This is a genomic window from Pedobacter sp. MC2016-05 (assembly GCF_026239735.1).
Classification (GTDB): Bacteria; Bacteroidota; Bacteroidia; order Sphingobacteriales; family Sphingobacteriaceae; genus Pedobacter.
Genome location: NZ_JAPIVT010000012.1, coordinates 77,169 through 94,885, shown reverse-complemented (window position 1 = coordinate 94,885; position 17,717 = coordinate 77,169). Strand labels below are relative to the sequence as shown.

Here is a 17,717-nt window from a genome sequence, read left to right as displayed (position 1 = left end):
ATGTCGGATCGTGTTTGTAAAATGACATGATCCGATTTTTTTTAACCGTAAACTACACGGATCATGCCATTGCAGTTTAACCCGGTAAAGTTATTTTCCGGAACAGGTTCAAGAGGACTATCACTTAAAATTGCTGAAAGTTACGGCAAACCACTTGGTGATGTTACCATTCACAAATTCAGTGATGGCGAATTTCAACCTTCTTTTGATGAATCTATCCGCGGCTGCGATGTTTTTTTAATCCAATCTACTTATCAGCCCAGCGATAATTTAATGGAACTTTTGCTAATGGTTGATGCCGCTAAAAGAGCTTCAGCACATTATATTACTGCAGTTGTTCCTTATTATGGTTTAGCCCGTCAGGATAGAAAGGATAAACCTCGTGTAGCAATCGGTGCGAAATTGGTAGCTAACTTATTAAAATCTGCAGGTATCCACCGCATCATGACGATGGATTTACATGCGGCACAAATACAAGGATTCTTCGATATTCCGGTGGATCACTTAGATGGATCGGTAATTTTTGTTCCTTATATCAAAAGTTTAAATCTACCTAATTTAACTATTGCGTCGCCAGATATGGGTGGCTCATACCGGGCCCGTACTTTTGCAAAGTTTTTTAATGCAGAGGTAATTATTTGCGATAAACGCCGTAAACGTGCTAATGAGATCGAATCAATGTCGATTATTGGAGATGTAACCGGGCAGGATGTAGTGTTGATTGATGATATTTGCGATACCGCCGGAACCTTATCAAAAGCTGCGGCTTTGATTATGGAAAATGGTGCTGCAAGTGTGAGAGCGGTTTGTACACATGCTGTACTTTCAGGCAAAGCAGTAGAAACGGTTGAAAATTCGGTGTTAACTGAATTAATTGTTACGGATACTATTCCTTTAAGAATTGAAAGTCCGAAAATTAGAGTGCTAAGTACAGCAAGTTTATTTGCAAGAGCAATTGCTAATGTAAACGAACATGGCTCGATTAGTGACTTGTTTAGAGTTTAAAAATAGGTAAAAGGTAGAGAGGGTTTAAGGCTAAGTTTTAATACTCGATACCTATACTAATTAATAAAAAGGTAGAGGGTTGAAGGCTTAAGGTCTTGATACTTGATACTAAATACTTACTACTAATTAAATAAATAAAATGAAAACAATCGCAATTAGCGGTTCTCCAAGAGAGAACGTAGGGAAACGCGATGCCAAGGAACTTCGTTACGAAGGTAAAGTTCCGGCGGTATTGTATGGTGGAAAAGAGCAACAACACTTAGCTGTAGTTATTGCTGATTTAAGAGATGTTATTTATACCCCGGAAGTAAATTTTGTGGAAATTGATGTGAACGGTGCTAAAACTAAAGCTATCGTTAAAGACACTCAATACCACCCACTTACCGACGTGTTAATGCACATCGATTTTCTTCAGTTATTCGACGAGAAAGAAATCGTGATGGAAATTCCAGTTAAATTAACAGGAACTTCTCCAGGTGTTAAAATGGGGGGTAAATTAATTCAGAAATTACGTAAACTTCGCGTTAAAGCTTTACCAGCTAACATGCCACAAAACGTTGAAGTAAGCTTAGATAAATTAGAAGTTGGTAGTTTATTCCGTGTTCGCGACTTAAAAGTTGACGGATTCGTAATTACTAACACTCCTGAAGATACTATCGTTTCTGTTGCAATGTCTAGAGCATTAAAACAAGCAGAAACTGAAGCTGCTAAAGGTAAAAAATAATCAAGTTCTCTTGATTTTAAGAAACGGCTCGATGCAAATCGAGCCGTTTTTTTTATTCAAAATTTTTAAATATGCTGCTATTTTGTTGCCTCTATTCTCCATTTCCCACTGTCCATTTCCTTTATTCCGCTAAATATCATACATCCTGTATTTATCTTTGGTCTTTCAGCTTTAAGCTTTTACATTTGCACACATGAAATATCTCATCGTTGGCTTAGGAAATATCGGACCAGAATATGCTCATACTCGTCACAATGTAGGTTTTGATATTGCCGATGAATTGGTGAAGAGCTTAAATGGTAGCTTTGACAACATCCGTTTAGCTTATTATTCGGAAGTAAGTTTCAAAGGAAAAAAACTTTATGTAATCAAACCCACTACGTTTATGAATTTGAGTGGGAAGGCTGTAAACTATTGGATGAAAGAGTTGAAGATTACTCCAGAAAATGTTTTGGTGATCGTGGATGATCTTGCGCTTCCGTTAGGAAAATTACGACTTAAACTTCAAGGTTCGAGTGCTGGCCACAATGGGCTAAAAAGTATTGAAGAAGTTTGTGGCGGACAAAATTATGCCCGCCTTCGGTTTGGAATCGGTAGCGATTACCCAAAGGGTCGCCAGGTTGATTTTGTGCTGGGTTTGTTCGATAAAAATGAGCAGCTCGAACTCCCAGCCTTAATAGATAAAAGTGTAGACTTGATTAAGAGTTTTGTTACTATTGGGCCTGCTCACACGATGACTGCTTTTAATAAATAGAATAAAAAATTCTTATGACGCTTTCTGAATTTAAACAATCTCTAAAAACCGGTCAGCCGCCAGCGCAACTTAATGTTGAGTTGAAAGCACTCTGGTACGATGGGAAGGGAGATTGGGATAATGCACATAAACAAGTAGATCATCTTAATAGTGCTTCAGCATCTTTGGTACACGCATATTTGCATCGAAAAGAAGGTGACATCTGGAATGCCGATTACTGGTATGCACGAGCCAAAGAAACTCGTCCAGATATCTCTTTGGAAGAAGAATGGAATCAATTAGTTACCCGATTCCTAAAATAATTTCTCTCGCCAGATCCCAGTAATAATATTGCTCATTAGTTATTATTGGGAATGAGGGCGAATTTTCCCAAAAAAAAAGACCATCTTTCGATGGCCTTTTTGATATGTTTTTGGTTAATGATTACTTCACTTGTTCCTGAGCTCTGGCAATATAAGCGTCAATCATTTGTGATTCAGCGCTTTCAGGATATTGTGTTTTGATTTTTGTGTAAGCATCAACAGCACCCTTAAAGTCTTTTTGATTTTCTGAAACCAGTCCTAATTTTTTAAGGAACATTGGAGAAGTAAACTTGCTTGCTTTATCTGAAGCCTTCTTATAGTAAGTAGTAGCCTGTTTATAATCTTTCAATTCGCTATAAGCATCTCCTAGTAATCCTAAAGCCAATGGATCTGCAACTGGGCTGCCAGTAGCGCTATATTTGCTTAACGATTCAATAGCTTGTTTGTAATCGCCTTTGCGCAGATAAATTCCACCTAGGTATAAATTGGCTAAATTAGCCGATTTTGTGTTGTCGTATTCTTTTGCGATTTGTTCTAAACCTGGATATCCACCTTCACCTTTAATCGCTTTGTTTGATAAAGAATCTACACCGATAAATTGTTCAGCTTTAAACATTTTGCTTGCAGCTACCTCAGCACGGTCTTTTAAATACACACCTTGGTACCAAAGATATACTAAGATTAATAAAACTACAGCACCTGCTATAAATAATAAGCTCTTAGTGTTTTCCTGTAAAAATGAACCTTTTTTAATAGGTTGAATTGTCTGGTTATCTGTTGTAGACATGTTTGTTTAAAAAATTTAAGATTGCAAAAATACATTTTTCAATCAAAGAATCAATCTTTATTTTGAAGTATTTAATTAAACATTAGTTATTTAGAGGGTAAAAAACGGTAAATTGCGCTATATTTATGTGGTTAAAGAATATTACGCTTCTAAATTTTAAAAACTATAACGATGCCGATATCCAATTTTCGGATACGGTAAACGTTTTCACAGGTAACAATGGCTCAGGCAAAACGAATATGCTCGATGCAATTCATTATCTGTGCCTATGCAAAAGCTACTTTAATCCAATTGATGGGCAACAGATCAAAACTGGCCAGGAAATTTTCATGATTCAGGGAGATTTTGATCGAAGCAGCAAAAATGAAAAGATTTCTTGCGGAGTAAAACGCAATCAGAAAAAGCAGTTTAAACGTAATAAAAAGGAATATGATAAGCTAGCTGATCACATTGGCCTTTTTCCAGTGGTGATGGTATCACCTTATGATGTAAACCTGATTATGGAAGGGAGTGAGGAACGGAGGAAATTTATCGACAATGTAATTTCTCAAACCGATTCACATTATTTGGATCAGCTTATCTCTTATAATCGAATTCTTTTAAATCGGAATGCATTTTTAAAGCAGATAGCCATCAGCCGCAAGTACGATCCAGCTTTGTTGGAGATTTTAGACGAACAACTGGTAATGGCAGGCAATAAAATTTTTGCTATCCGTAAAGCATTTATGGATCAGTTTATTCCGCTATTTAATCAATATTATATCTACCTTACAGAAAATAAGGAAACTGTAGAACTTAATTATCAGTCGCAACTAAACGATTCCAGTTTTAACGAGTTGTTGGCAAAATCAGTAGAAAAAGATCGGGTTTTAGAAAGAACTACTACTGGAATTCATAAAGATGAATTGGCTTTCGTAATCAGCGGGATGCCCCTGAAAAAATTCGGTTCGCAAGGGCAGCAGAAATCTTTTTTGATTGCTTTAAAGCTTGCACAATACGCTTATCTGGCAAAAAATAAAGGTTTTAAACCTTTGCTTCTGCTGGACGATATCTTTGATAAATTGGATGATAGCCGGGTACAAAAATTGATGCAAATGGTTTCTCACCACGATTTTGGTCAAATATTTATTACCGATACGGGTAAAGAAAGGGTAAAATCGATTTTTGAAAACATAGATGTTGATGTAACTTTGTTTGAAGTGGAGGAGGGACAAATAAAAAATGCGTAAACCTAATGATTTAACTATGAAAGATGCCGTTAGCAAAATGCTCGACGTGTATCGCTTACGCCGTAAGTTTGACGAAACCTCTATTTTAGCTATTTGGCCTGAAATTATGGGAACTGCTATTGCCAATAGAACTACTCAGATTTATATTCATGATAAGAAACTTTTTATTAGAATCGAATCATCGGTAATCAAAAATGAGTTGGTAATGGTGCGCCAAGGAATAATTCAAAAATTGAACGAGCATGCAGGTAGTCAAGTGATTACCGAAATGGTTTTTCTATAGGAACAGCAATTAATAAATATTGCCACTTTTATTGGAGAACTTACTACATCAAAATTCATACATATTATTTCCCTTTAAATTTTCAATTGCGCACCTAGCGTTCGATTCTATATCATGAGGCAATAAAGCCGCTCTCTGTAATCTCAGGGATTTGAAGCCATACTCGTCTAGGAATTTTTGAGTATGTGCATAATACTCGGTTAAAAGTTCTGTTAATGATAACACGTCTGCATCATAACCCTCATTTTCAAGGTTAAACTGACAGGAGCTCTTGTATGACATTAACACCTCTCCTGCACCCTCTCCAACAGTTGAGGATCCCACAATAAGGAGCTCGTTTGGGTCATCCGTCAGGAAAATTTCTTCTTCATATTCAACATCACCTATCGAATGAAGAATTTCAAAAGTAATAATCATTTTTTTTTGAGAATCAACAACCATACATTGAAAATCAAATCCCTAGGAGCCGCTTTGGCTATTGTAGCTATCTGCTAAATGTTGCTCATTAAAAATATACTCTGTAATGGTAATAGGTTGGAGATCGAAAATTTTCATAATCACAATGTAGCAAAAAGGGCTGGCAAATTTAATTTACCAGCCCTCATTATTAAGCTTTGACTTAGGCCTCTGGACTTCAGACTCAAGACTGAAAACTAGCGCCTTCCGCCGCCAAATATTTTGGCAAGGATCCAGATGAGTAGTGCAACAACTACTACAACTATAATGACACCCGACCAAACGCCGGCTTTAAATATACCTCCAACAAGTTCACAACTGCTTAAGGTAGTGCATAAAAATGCGATTAGTGCTATAGGTAATATCTTTTTCATATTGATGTTAATTATGTATATCCTAACATCAATCATTACATAAAGTTTTAATTAAGGCTATTTACCATTAACTTTTAACAACTCTACCTCAAAAATTAAAGCGCTATAAGGTGGGATATCGGCTCCTGCACCACGTTCGCCATAAGCCAGGTGATAAGGAATGAAGAACTTATATTTCGAACCAGCAGGCATTAATTGAACACCTTCAGTCCACCCCGGGATAACTCTGTTTAAAGGAAAGCTAATTGGTTCACCTCTATCGTAAGAACTATCAAATTGTTTACCGTTTAATAAGGTTCCTTTATAATGAACTAAAACTGAATCGGTAGCTGTAGGTTTTACGCCGGTTCCGGCAGTTAAAACTTCGTACTGTAAACCACTGGCAGTTGTTTGAACGCCAGCACGTTTCTTGTTTTCTTCTAAAAACTCTTGTCCTTCTTTTATCATGGGTGCAAATTTAATTTTGTTAGCTTCATTTTCTGCCATTGTTTTTACTGCTGATGCTCTTGTGATCGCATCATTAATACATTGCTGCGCTTGTTGTTGCGTTAATGCCACTTTGCCGCCTGCAAAAGCGTCTTTCAAACCTTTTAACAAGGCTTCGTAGTTTAGGGTTGACAAACCGGTAGATTTTAAACTAGTGCCCATTGATGTTCCAAAAGCATAACTGGTAGAATCTAAACCAGATTTTAATGCTATTGTACCTGGAAGGGTTTTCGAAGTGGCTATGGTTTTTTTAGCTACAGGCTTCTTTGCTACAGCTTTGGTTTGCGCATTTGCCGAAATAGCGATACCTGAAATACATACCGCCAATAAAAATTTTTTCATTATGAAAATAGTGTTAATATCCCAACGCTGAGTTGGATGGATTATTTTAAGGCTGAAAGATACAAAATAGATAAAACAATAAAACCCCGAAAATCGAGGTTTCATTATAGTTTTCTTTTTTTTAAAGACTAGAAACGCTCGTCTGCCTTGAAGAAGAAGTTACCTTCAATTTCTGCGTTCTCATCAGAATCCGATCCATGAACTGCATTTGCATCAATTGATTTAGCATATTTTTGACGGATAGTTCCTTCAGCCGCTTCAGCTGGATTAGTAGCGCCAATTAACTTTCTAAAATCTTCAATTGCATTATCTTTTTCTAAAATCGCAGCAACGATAGGGCCTGAAGACATAAAGGTTACCAAATCTTTGTAAAACGGACGTTCAGCGTGAACGGCATAAAACTGGCCAGCAGTTTCATCGGTTAACTTAGTATATTTTAATGCGATGATTTTGAAACCTGCATTGGTAATGTCATTTATGATCGATCCGATGTGGCCGTTAGCAACAGCATCAGGCTTGATCATTGTAAAAGTTCTGTTAGTGCTCATTGTATTGATATGAAATTTTCTGCAAAAATACGTTTTAATTGATGAATATTAAAAGGATAACGTTAAATACCCGATATTAATATTAATTTTTACTTAGCTTTGCAGCGCAAAAAATATATGTTAACATTAACTGAAGTAAAATCCCTGTTGGCTACGCCACAACGAATTGTGATTACAACACATCACAAACCTGACGGCGATGCGATGGGCTCATCATTAGGTTTATATGGATATTTGATTCAAAAAGGACACCATGTTACAGTAATTACTCCAACAGATTATCCAACTTTTTTGCATTGGATGCCAAATAATGGCGATGTAATTATTTTTACCGAAGAGCAGGAAAAGGCCGCTAAATTGGTAGATGAAGCTTCCATCATTTTTTGTCTTGACTTTAATACGTTAAGTCGCATTAACGAACTTGGCGAATTAGTTCGGGCTGCAGGAGCTAAAAAGGTAATGATTGATCATCACTTAGAGCCTGAAAATTTCGACGATTACCGTCATTGGGATATCAATGCTTGCGCTGCTGCACAACTGGTTTACGATTTTATCGTCAATCAACTGGAAGATAAAGCGGGGATTAATAAAGATGTGGCTTCGTGTTTATACACAGGCATAATGACAGATTCTGGTTCATTTCGTTTTGAATCGGCAACATCAAATGTTTATCGCATTGCAGCAGATCTGATCGATCTTGGGGCCGAACATTGGAAAATTCATCAGGCAGTATATGATAATGCAAGTGAAGATCGCTTACGTTTTTTGGGTTATTGCTTATCAAATAAATTAGAAGTAATTAGAGAATACAATACCGCAATCATCTCGGTTACTAAAGAAGAGTTGTCGCGTTTTAAAAGCGAAACTGGCGATACGGAAGGCGTAGTAAATTATGCGTTATCGATAAATGGCGTTCGCCTGGCTGCTTTAATAGTTGAAAGATCAGATAAGGTAAAATTGTCAGTAAGATCAACCGGCGATTTTCCGGCCAATGAAATTTGCAAGAAATATTTCAATGGCGGCGGACATAGAAATGCTGCTGGCGGTGCTTCAGAAAAACCTTTGAACGAAGTGGTAAATGAGTTCAAGTCGATATTAGAAGAATATAAAAATCAATTAATTGCATAAAGCAAGAAACCAAATAAAAACAAGTTTAATTATAAAAATGAAAAAAGGAATAATTGTTCTTTTAGCAGCAACTCTAGGTTTAGCGGCTTGTAACAAAGAAAAAAAGGGTGCGGGTGGTTTATTATACACTATTCACGATTCTGAAGGAAAAGAAAAAATTAAGGAAGGTGATATCGTTAAAATGAATTTTATTCAGAAAAACGATAAAGATTCAGTTTTAGGTAGTACTTATGACATGGAGAATCCTCAGGTTTTTCCTGTACAGAAAAAAATGTACGCGGGTGACATGAATGATGTTTTAACCATGTTCGGTGAAGGTGATAGCGCAACGTTTAAAGTGAATTTGGATACTATGGCTTTTTATAGCAAACAGCCTAAGCCAGAACAATTCAAAAATGATAAATACCTTACTTTTACAGTAAAAATCGAAAAAGTATTTGCTAAAAAAGCTGGCGAAGCTGATTCTACTTTCAACAAAAGAGCTGGTGAATTTTTTCAGGCTGACTTCAAAGCAAATGCTGACAAAAAGAAAAATGCTGAAGAAGGTAAATTAAAATCTTACATCGCTGATAATAACTTAAAAACTACTACATCTGCAAGTGGCCTGCAATATATTATCAAAGCACCAGGAAACGCTGAAAGAGCTGCTCTAGGGGATACTGTTACCTTAAACTATACTGGTAGAGTAACAAAGAAAAATAGCAAAGGTAAATATCCAATCTTCGATACAAGTGACGAAAAAACAGCTAAAGAAGAAGGTAAATTCCAGGCAGGTAGACCATATGGTCCAACTAAAATGGCTATCGGATCCACAATTCCAGGTTTTACTGAAGCGATTCAATTGATTGGTAAAGGTGGAAAAATCATGGCTATCATTCCTTCGAAATTAGGTTATGGCGAACAAGGTGCACCACAAGTTGGTATTATGCCTTACAGCCCAATTGTTTTCGAAATCGAAATTACTGATATTAAAAAAGGTACCGCTCCGGCACCAAGTGCACCAGCAATGCCTGCAGTTCAATAAGAATTTATAAAATTTATTATTCATAAAAATCTTGCTCATGATATTGGGCAAGATTTTTGTGTTTAAACGCGATATCAAAACTAAGGGAAGGTTGCATTGGCAACATCAATTTAATATAGCAATGAAAAAAGGATTAGTGATTTTATTTGCAGCCGTTTTAGGTTTGTCTGCTTGCAATAAATTTGAAAAGGGCGAGGGTGACATGACCTATAAAATTTATAAAAATGAAGGAAAGCCCAAAATTGAGGAAGGGGATTTAGTAAAGTTCAACGTTATCCAAATGATTGATACGAAGGATGGCGATTCTACTTTGGTAAATACTTATGATAATGAGCGTCCGCCGTTTTTTACGGTCACAAAATCTAAATTTAAGGGAGATTTAGTAGCTGCGCTAAAGCTTTTGGGCGAAGGAGATAGTGCTTCGTTTAAATTAAATTTAGATTCATTAGCCAAATACAACGACCAACCCAAGCCATTAGCAGCTCAAAACAATTATGCAACCATTACGGTGAAAATTGAAAAGGTTTTGCATAAGGTTGCTAATGAAACTGATTCGGTTTTTGAAGATAAAAAAAGAGCGTTTTACAAAGCGGAATACGAAGGCTTGGTTAAGCGAAATAAAGAAAATGAATCAGCAAAAATTGCAACGTATATTGCAGATAATGATTTGAAAATGAACACAACGCCGTCTGGATTAAGCTATCTGATTGAGAGACCTGGAAATGCAGAAAGGGCCGCGCCATCTGATACTATTTTAGTAGATTATACCGGTGAGTTTACAAATAAAAAAGCAGATGGTAAACTCAATGTTTTTGATACTTCGAATGCTAGAATTGCGAAAGATGCTGGAATTTATTCTCCTTCGGCACAATATGCTGCTCGCCCTTTGGTGCTAAATCAATTACCTGTTGGTTTCGCTGAAGGTATTAAGCTAATTGGCGTGGGCGGTAGAATAAAGTTAATTATCCCATCTAAATTAGGCTATGGCGAAAACGGAGGCGGGTCTATAAATCCCTTTACACCATTAGTTTTTGATGTAGAGTTAAAATCAATAATTAAGCCTAATAATGGAATTTCATCGGTGCCACTTTCCAGATAGATCATGCATCAAAATCGTTTGAGTCTATTACGAGATAAAACGAAAAAATCCGCAACATTTACATGCTGCGGATTTTCTTTTTAAACTTGAAATTTAGGTCTGAGCTTCTAAATATTGTGCGTAACAATAGCCTTCTTCACCATTTTTGTTCGTACAAGCCACCACAAATCCTTACTTATGTTAACAAGTGTAATGATTTCATCATGTGCCGCTTTTCAACAATTGGTTGGTTTGTTTCAGGCTCTTTGCGTATATTTAAATTGCTACTCTGTGTGATCACTTTTGCATGCGTAACTGCTGCATCTATGCTGACATTTACGTTCAAAACCAAATCACCGGATGTAAAATTAGGATCGATTTCGTTGTACACTTCCCATAGATGATCTTTTGTAGCGCCATCAGCTGCTGTTCCATTGATGCATAAGATTCCATCTTGTTCGCGAACAGCCAAATCAGTTATACCAGCTGCAGTTGCAGCGTCGGTTAATGCTTTATATTTATCTTCTAATGCCGATGGTAAAATTATTTTACAGTTAATTTTTTGTCGTTTTTTAGGCTTTAATGCGCTTAGGTGCTGCATTAATGTAATAAGTGAAGCCTTTTTGATTTCGCCTGTAAGCAAAACAACGCCATCTTTAACTGTTGGAAAAATTTTTTGTGGCATCAGCAACATTTTTAGTTAAAATTGGATCTTCACCAATTACAACAGGCTTTTCTTGTTTAATTGTTAAGCTATTGATTACCGATTTAACACCTTTTCTGCTTTGGCAATATCTTCTGCTTTTGCAGCATCATCAGCAACCTCGCCTGTTAAAGTTACATCGCCTTTTGCTACAGTCACAATGATGCCGGCAGCTTCTTTGGCTTGAATTTCAGCTTGTAAATCTGCATCTTTTGGCTTACACGTTACAAAAAACAATGTAGCGGCGATAACCATACTCGTCAAAAATTTAGTTGTTTTCATCCTTTTTTTTATTATTATGTTTAATATTTTTTACCGTTGAAACCGGAAATTTGGGATGTCCGGCTTCTGAAATTAAACAAGGATGATTTTTGTAAAAACGAATATAGGAATAGCGTTTAATTGAAAGAGGAATTATGGATTTTATTTTTGAACATTAATTTTCCAGAGTTTAAATGGGTGTTTAGTTAGATTTGAATTGTAATATTTTTTTTCCTGGGTAACTTCTTCAGCTACCCATTCTGGTAATTCGAATTTCTCGTCTTCTGAATCTAATTCGATCTCCGCCACAATTAATCCATTGTTGTCGCCTAAAAATACATCAACTTCCCAAAGTTTGGCCTGGTGATGAATTTCATATCTTATTTTTTCAAGTTCTGCTTCGGCGAAATTATCCAGTAGTTCCAATCCTTCACCTAATGGAATTTCATATTCGTATTCTAATCTGGAGGCACCGACAGAAATGCCCTTAATAGTTATCCACGCTTTGTCGTCAGTGGTACGTACCCGAATGGTTTTATTGGGAGCGCTAACCAAATAGCCTTGTCTCAAATGTTTCCCACCTGGCTTGTCAAGTTTGGCCCATTCAGACGCCTTAATCAGGAATTTTCTTTCAATTTCTCTGCCCATTATCTGCTCCTTTTTTGCAATTCGGCGATTGGCATGCTAATTAACCTACCCACTGGCTCCTTACCTTTGTAGGTAATAATTCGAAGCATACTGGCATCTTTTGGTGGGGTTAAAGCTCCAGTGTATTTTGGATAGAAGCGATCGGGGCTCGAGTTATCAAAACTGTAGTAAATGTCCAGACCGTCGATTTCTGAGGTAAGCTCAATAATCAGTTGTTTATCAGCACTTCGTTTCACTGTAAAGGCAGGATCATAAATGGCAGGAGAGTATTTGATTTCTGCAAGATCAAGGCGCTTGAAGTGTTCTTCAGTACGGTAGATGAAATTTGTCCAGTTTTTCTTTTCAATCGGGCTCCAAATTGATTCTGAGATTGCAAAAGCACGTGGCCACAGCATATACTGCACTTGGCGGAAATTAAAAATCTGTTCCGTCCACAGATTTGCTTGCCCACCAATAATGTATTTAGGATCGGCTCCGGCAGGAATAGGGTTGAATTGGTAAGCCTTGTTTAACCTTAAAGAAGCATAAACTTTCGGTTCGGTAATTTGATCTGCCTGCATGTAATCCAGATAAGCAAAATCTGTTGGGCTCATCACTACATTGTGTTTATCTTTTGAGGCTTCTATACCATATTTTAAGCCTCTCCAGCTCATAACCGAGGCTGTTGGCGAAACACCACCCTCTAAAATTTCATCCCAGCCCATAAATTTTTTGCCTTTTGAAACTACAATTTGCTCTACTCGTTTTTCAAAATACGCCTGAACTTGTGGAATGGTTTTTAAGCCTTCACGCTGCATTAATGCTTTCACCTGGTCGTTCTTTTCCCAAAAATTATGAGGGGCTTCGTCTCCTCCCAAGTGGATATATTCAAAGGGGAAAAGTTTTGCAATTTGCGTAATCACCGAATCGAGAAAAACATAAACTTTTTCGTTTGCAGGGCAAAGTGTATTGTCTACTAAAGCCGTTGGGGGTGCGCCGCGACTCCAATCCATTATTTTTTCTCCGGATCGCACTTTATAATTCACTGCATCAGGCGTGCAAGAAAGGTCAGGATAAGAAGCAATTGCTGCTAAACTGTGCCCTGGAACATCTATTTCGGGCATAATATTTACAAATCGATCTTGTGCATATTGAACCAGTTCTTTAATATCTTCCTGGGTGTAGAAGCCACCATAAGTTCGCGGTTCATTTGCCGCTGGTGGAATGAAATCGCCAAAAGTGCCAGTTTTCTGAACACTCCAGGCCCCAATTTCTGTTAATTTTGGTAAACCCTTAATTTCGATTCTCCAGCCCTCATCATCCGTTAAATGAAAATGCAGCAAATTGAATTTATAACGAACCATTTGATCGATAAACTGCTTCACTTCATCTTTGGTGAAAAAGTGACGGGCTACATCAAACATCAGTCCTCGCCAGCCTAATTTTGGATAGTCAACAACATCAACACAGGGTAGTTTCCACTTTATATTTTTCGTCAATTCCTTGCTTTCAATTTCAACAGGGAAAAGTTGAATTAGAGATTGAACACCCCAAAATATACCCGCAGGTTTATTGGCCGTAATCACAATTTGAGTTGGATTAACATTCAGCTTATAGCCTTCAGGTCCGAGTTGATTTTCATTTTCGGTATTGAGAATTAACTTAATGGTAGGATGATTTGCCGTGGTGACATTGCTGACAAACTTGCCGGTAGCAGTTTCAATTCTTTTTGATAATAAAGCAATAGATTGTTGCAAACCTTCGCTTTTTGATGCTAAAATGCTGACGTTTTCCGGTAGTGTAAAGGTTCCTGCCTTTTTCATCAAAGAAACTGGTTCAGGAATAATGGCGATTTGAGCCTGTAAAATCGGACTATCGCCCTCAGAAACCTCAGGTTCACCTATAATACTCTGAGCGTATATATTTGTTGCAAAAACGATGGCGGAAACGATAAGGAAAATCTTTTTCATTAATATTAAATTGCAGTTTAACCGAATAAGTGTTAATCCGCAATTTATTAAAAAAGATTTTTACAAGCAGTATTATTTAATACAATTTATACGCTGTCCTCTCAAATGGTACCCTTTTGGTTATCTGTGGTTAATATTTATTTTAATCGCATTAATGAATGCCTCATGTAAATTTTTGCTGAAAGGACTTTGCTGATCTTTTAATCTTTCGGGATGCCATTGTACAAAGAGAAGAAATGATTTTGCTTCGGGATCAAATCTTTCCATGGCTTCTGTAACACCATCAGGAGATATCGCGCTAACAACTAAGCCCTTTCCTGTGCGATCGGTACTTTGGTGGTGATTGCTATTTACCAAACCTTTATCAGTATTTATAATGCCACTTAACCATGAGGAGGGGTTAACGATGACTTCATGATAACGGTCGCTTTTATCAGGCATTTTCGAATGGTTAAATTTTCCCCACGTTGGGATATCCGGAATTAAATTTCCGCCAAAAAATACGTTTCCAACCTGCATTCCGCGGCAAATTCCTAAAACTGGAATACCGTTTTTTTCGGTGTATTCCAAAACCTTAAATTCAAACTCATCGCGTTTCTCATCAATATCATCTTCGTAACAATACGGGAAATACTCTGGCATGTTGTAAAACCTCGGATGAACATCTTCACCGCCGGTTAGTACAATGCCGTGGCATTTTTCTATTTCCTCAAAATTATTCAATTTATAACCCAGCTGGATGACTTGAACATTTTCATTGTAGGATAAAACCCAGTCGCTGTAAATATCGAATTTGCTACAATCTGTAACGCCTATAATTATTTTATCAGACATAAATATTTTTTTACCACAAAATAAAGGGAATAATAATCAATAGTGGAATCGGTTAATGTAGCAATTTTTATTTTTTAAAATCAAGATTGGACTCAAAAAAAAGGTTCAGAATATATCAGTGTTTGTTTAAAGAGATATCCGTTTAATAAAGACAAAGCACTATGCAGTTAAAGAAATTTTAGCATTTATTACAATTGATTATATTGCAGGCATCAAAATATATTTCATGTTGGAATACGCACTCAAACCCTCTGAAAATTTCAGAAAATCAGCTGTAAGATCAGTTTGGGCAATCGCCTTATTTGTATTTACCTATGCTTTCTTAATTTTTATTTCTATAGCGCTCACCATAGTTTGCGGTTATTTAGGGGTAAAATTGATTGAGTTTTATGTAAATATCTTTACGCTAATGTTAGGATTAGGCATGATTGGTTTTGGCTTCTTAATATTGTTTTTCTTAATCAAATTTATGTTTAAGAGCAATAAAATGGATCGATCGCATTTGGTGGAAATCACTCGAGATGAAGAGCCGCAGTTATTTAAAATGATTGATGAAATAGTAGAGGATGTTCATACTGATTTTCCGAAGAAGGTATATCTATCAAGCGAAGTAAATGCAGCAGTTTTCTACGACTCTAACTTCTGGAGCATGTTTTTTCCAATTCGAAAAAACCTGCAAATCGGTGTCGGTTTAATTAATACAACAACTGTAGATGAATTGAGGGCTATATTAGCACACGAGTTTGGTCATTTTTCGCAAAAAAGTCTAAAGATTGGAAGCTATGTTTATAATGTGAATCGCATTATTCATGATATCTTATATGACAATGAAAGTTATAACCAGGTGGCCAGAAAGATAGCTGATTCAACCTCATATTTTGGGATATTTGTTTTGCTATCTGATAAAATTGTTGGCTTAATGCAGCAAATTTTAGTTTGGGTTTATGGCGTACTTAACGCAAATTACTCTAAACTTTCTCATGAGATGGAATATCACGCAGATGCCATAGCCGCTCATGTTGTGGGTTCGAAACCCTTAATTGATTCATTGTTGCGTATGCAGTTGGCCAATCAAGCTCTGGATATGGTATTAAGTTACTATGATAGAAAAATCGAGGCAAATATTAAAACAACTAATGTATTTCCGCAGCAAATACTTGCAATGAATTTTTTGGCGAAAGTGAATAAATTGCCCGTTAAAAACGAATTCCCAGAAGTAAATCTTCGTTACTACAATAGGTTTAATAAATCAAAACTCAGTTTTAGTCACTTGTATTCGTCGCATCCAGAAACTGAAGACCGAGTAGTTAAACTGGCACAAATTAACGGTCAGTTAAAGAATAGCCAAACTGGCCTTGCGATAAATTTGCTGGTAAACAAAGACCAGATATCGGCTCAGCTAACCGATAAAATGTTTGTTAATGTGAATTATTTGGAAGAGCCTATTGATCAGGAAAAGGAAGATTTTGAGCAAGATTTTATAAGCCAAACCAAACAAAATTCTTTCCCAGATTTATTTAATGAGTACTTCGATTATAGAAATCCCTATATAAAGTACACCGAAAGTGATTTTGAAAAATCAATACCTGATACTGATTTAGGCTTTGATCTCCTGTTTGGAGATAAGAGTTTGACTTTAATTTATGAATTGAATGCCCTTGAAGCTGATTGGAATACAATTGATAGAATAGATTCTGGTTTGATTGATATAAAGACCTTCAATTACAATGGCCAAAAATATTCGAAAGCTGATTGTAGGGCTATGATTGATTATTTGAATTCGGAGATTGAAAATAAGAAGATAGAACTAGAGAATTTGGATATGAAAATTTTCGAGTTTTTCCGCCATGCGTCTTTTAGGCAAAAGCTCGCTCCTGAATTCCAGGTTTTAGCAATGTGCTATCAAAGAATAGCCGAAAAGTTCAAACTCCAACAAGTTGTTTATGCTGATTTGGTAAATGCAACCTCATTTATGCACAGCACCACACCGTTTAATGTGATTAAAAAAAATATGGTTGTGGTAAAAAAAGAAGAAAAGAAATTTAAGGAGAGCATACTTTCCATTCTTGCTGATGAAGATTATGAAGGTTTAAGTGAGGAAGTGAAACTTCGCTTTGAAGAATATTTGAAGTATGATTACAAGTATTTTGGTGCAGATTTATATTTCGACGAGGAGCTCAAAGTACTATTCCAGGCGATGGCTGATTATGCTGACGTGATTACCGATATTCACTTTAAGGCGAAAAAGAAGCTGTTGGAATTTGAAGGCCAATTGGGTGCTCCGGTTTTAACTTAAATTAAAAAGCGCCGATCTTTTCAGGTATCGGCGCTGTTAATGAGTTAATGCAAATCCTGACTTTTGTTAAAAATTTGGCTATCTCTCGTGTTTTTCTGTACCGTGATGGCACCAAATAGCGAAAGCAGAAAGGCAAAGGCATAAAATCCTTTCTCGCTGGGTAAAAGTGTGGCATTCCATAATCCAATTACCAATAAGGTAATGGTTAATAATGTTGAAAACCAGCTTAAAGCATAGTAGATTTCCGTTACCGGAATACCTTCCAATTTATCGCGAACAGCTTTTTGTAATGAGATTACGGCGAAAAGACCAAACATCAATACAGTAAAATAATATCCTTTTTCATTAAGAAGCATGTCAGAACGCCATAGGCCAACAATAAAGCCTATCATTCCAATGCCCAATGCAATCCAGGCCGCAGCCACAAATGCATTCGATGGTTTTTGATTCATTTGATTAGAGTTTAATTTAATTCAATAGAAAACGCTAAAGTTTGATAAAAGGTA

Annotated in this window: 20 protein-coding genes; 10 read left to right on the top strand and 10 right to left on the bottom strand. The window is 36.5% G+C overall.

Features of this window, described 5'->3' with window-relative positions:
* Positions 1-63 precede the first annotated feature (63 nt).
* The 4 genes from OQZ33_RS15650 to OQZ33_RS15635 all read left to right on the top strand — a co-directional run bounded on the left by OQZ33_RS15650 (position 64) and on the right by OQZ33_RS15635 (position 2,785).
* A complete protein-coding gene (locus OQZ33_RS15650) occupies positions 64-1,005 on the top strand; it encodes a ribose-phosphate pyrophosphokinase (protein ID WP_056851930.1) in 942 nt (313 codons plus the stop codon).
* 139 nt (positions 1,006-1,144) lie between these two features.
* On the top strand, positions 1,145-1,729 hold the full coding sequence (locus OQZ33_RS15645; protein WP_056851931.1) for a 50S ribosomal protein L25/general stress protein Ctc: 585 nt from the start codon (positions 1,145-1,147) through the stop codon (positions 1,727-1,729).
* A gap of 193 nt (positions 1,730-1,922) precedes the next feature.
* Positions 1,923-2,483 (top strand): aminoacyl-tRNA hydrolase, encoded by a 561-nt coding sequence (gene pth / locus OQZ33_RS15640; protein WP_265800033.1) that lies wholly within the window; start codon positions 1,923-1,925, stop codon positions 2,481-2,483.
* Positions 2,484-2,497: 14 nt separating this feature from the next.
* Positions 2,498-2,785: a hypothetical protein gene (locus tag OQZ33_RS15635; RefSeq protein WP_265800032.1), complete on the top strand. Its 288-nt coding sequence runs from the start codon at positions 2,498-2,500 to the stop codon at positions 2,783-2,785.
* Positions 2,786-2,906: 121 nt separating this feature from the next.
* On the opposite strand, the gene OQZ33_RS15630 is transcribed toward OQZ33_RS15635, so the two are convergent.
* Positions 2,907-3,572 (bottom strand): tetratricopeptide repeat protein, encoded by a 666-nt coding sequence (locus tag OQZ33_RS15630; protein WP_265800031.1) that lies wholly within the window; start codon positions 3,570-3,572, stop codon positions 2,907-2,909.
* A gap of 125 nt (positions 3,573-3,697) precedes the next feature.
* Here OQZ33_RS15630 and recF point away from each other — a divergent pair, with 125 nt between their 5' ends.
* Positions 3,698-4,801, top strand: coding sequence for a DNA replication/repair protein RecF (gene recF / locus OQZ33_RS15625; RefSeq protein ID WP_265800030.1), 1,104 nt, complete (start codon positions 3,698-3,700; stop codon positions 4,799-4,801).
* Complete coding sequence (locus tag OQZ33_RS15620; RefSeq protein ID WP_265800029.1) at positions 4,794-5,084, top strand: DUF721 domain-containing protein; 291 nt, start codon at positions 4,794-4,796, stop codon at positions 5,082-5,084. Before recF ends, OQZ33_RS15620 begins: the two co-directional genes overlap by 8 nt.
* Positions 5,085-5,132: 48 nt before the next feature.
* Here the strand turns inward: OQZ33_RS15620 and OQZ33_RS15615 are convergent, their stop codons facing one another.
* From OQZ33_RS15615 to OQZ33_RS15605, 3 genes are all read right to left on the bottom strand, one after another.
* Positions 5,133-5,501 carry a hypothetical protein gene (locus OQZ33_RS15615; protein ID WP_265800028.1) on the bottom strand — a complete coding sequence of 123 codons (369 nt, stop codon included), beginning with the start codon at positions 5,499-5,501 and terminating at the stop codon, positions 5,133-5,135.
* Positions 5,502-5,971: 470 nt separating this feature from the next.
* Positions 5,972-6,742, bottom strand: coding sequence for an FKBP-type peptidyl-prolyl cis-trans isomerase (locus tag OQZ33_RS15610; RefSeq protein WP_265800027.1), 771 nt, complete (start codon positions 6,740-6,742; stop codon positions 5,972-5,974).
* 128 nt (positions 6,743-6,870) lie between these two features.
* A complete protein-coding gene (locus OQZ33_RS15605) occupies positions 6,871-7,290 on the bottom strand; it encodes a nucleoside-diphosphate kinase (protein WP_265800026.1) in 420 nt (139 codons plus the stop codon).
* A gap of 117 nt (positions 7,291-7,407) precedes the next feature.
* On the opposite strand from OQZ33_RS15605, the gene OQZ33_RS15600 reads away from it, so the two are divergent.
* From OQZ33_RS15600 to OQZ33_RS15590, 3 genes are all read left to right on the top strand, one after another.
* The gene (locus OQZ33_RS15600) at positions 7,408-8,418 is read left to right on the top strand and encodes a DHH family phosphoesterase (protein WP_265800025.1); all 1,011 of its coding nucleotides are present in this window, start codon (positions 7,408-7,410) and stop codon (positions 8,416-8,418) included.
* A 37-nt stretch (positions 8,419-8,455) separates the two neighbouring features.
* Positions 8,456-9,442, top strand: coding sequence for an FKBP-type peptidyl-prolyl cis-trans isomerase (locus OQZ33_RS15595; RefSeq protein WP_265800024.1), 987 nt, complete (start codon positions 8,456-8,458; stop codon positions 9,440-9,442).
* Positions 9,443-9,563: 121 nt separating this feature from the next.
* On the top strand, positions 9,564-10,541 hold the full coding sequence (locus OQZ33_RS15590; protein ID WP_265800023.1) for an FKBP-type peptidyl-prolyl cis-trans isomerase: 978 nt from the start codon (positions 9,564-9,566) through the stop codon (positions 10,539-10,541).
* A 175-nt stretch (positions 10,542-10,716) separates the two neighbouring features.
* Here the strand turns inward: OQZ33_RS15590 and OQZ33_RS15585 are convergent, their stop codons facing one another.
* The 5 genes from OQZ33_RS15585 to OQZ33_RS15565 form a co-directional block, all read right to left on the bottom strand.
* Positions 10,717-11,205 (bottom strand): hypothetical protein, encoded by a 489-nt coding sequence (locus OQZ33_RS15585; protein WP_265800022.1) that lies wholly within the window; start codon positions 11,203-11,205, stop codon positions 10,717-10,719.
* Positions 11,206-11,280: 75 nt separating this feature from the next.
* Positions 11,281-11,505 carry a BON domain-containing protein gene (locus tag OQZ33_RS15580; RefSeq protein WP_265800021.1) on the bottom strand — a complete coding sequence of 75 codons (225 nt, stop codon included), beginning with the start codon at positions 11,503-11,505 and terminating at the stop codon, positions 11,281-11,283.
* A 141-nt stretch (positions 11,506-11,646) separates the two neighbouring features.
* On the bottom strand, positions 11,647-12,132 hold the full coding sequence (locus tag OQZ33_RS15575; RefSeq protein ID WP_265800020.1) for a CYTH domain-containing protein: 486 nt from the start codon (positions 12,130-12,132) through the stop codon (positions 11,647-11,649).
* A complete protein-coding gene (locus tag OQZ33_RS15570) occupies positions 12,132-14,081 on the bottom strand; it encodes a beta-N-acetylhexosaminidase (RefSeq protein ID WP_265800018.1) in 1,950 nt (649 codons plus the stop codon). Before OQZ33_RS15570 ends, OQZ33_RS15575 begins: the two co-directional genes overlap by 1 nt.
* A gap of 120 nt (positions 14,082-14,201) precedes the next feature.
* A complete protein-coding gene (locus OQZ33_RS15565) occupies positions 14,202-14,915 on the bottom strand; it encodes a gamma-glutamyl-gamma-aminobutyrate hydrolase family protein (RefSeq protein WP_265800017.1) in 714 nt (237 codons plus the stop codon).
* 226 nt (positions 14,916-15,141) lie between these two features.
* Between OQZ33_RS15565 and OQZ33_RS15560 the strand changes: the two genes are divergently transcribed.
* Positions 15,142-17,211 carry a M48 family metallopeptidase gene (locus OQZ33_RS15560; protein WP_265800016.1) on the top strand — a complete coding sequence of 690 codons (2,070 nt, stop codon included), beginning with the start codon at positions 15,142-15,144 and terminating at the stop codon, positions 17,209-17,211.
* A 44-nt stretch (positions 17,212-17,255) separates the two neighbouring features.
* On the opposite strand, the gene yiaA is transcribed toward OQZ33_RS15560, so the two are convergent.
* The gene (gene yiaA / locus OQZ33_RS15555; protein WP_265800014.1) at positions 17,256-17,663 is read right to left on the bottom strand and encodes an inner membrane protein YiaA; all 408 of its coding nucleotides are present in this window, start codon (positions 17,661-17,663) and stop codon (positions 17,256-17,258) included.
* Positions 17,664-17,717 lie beyond the last annotated feature (54 nt).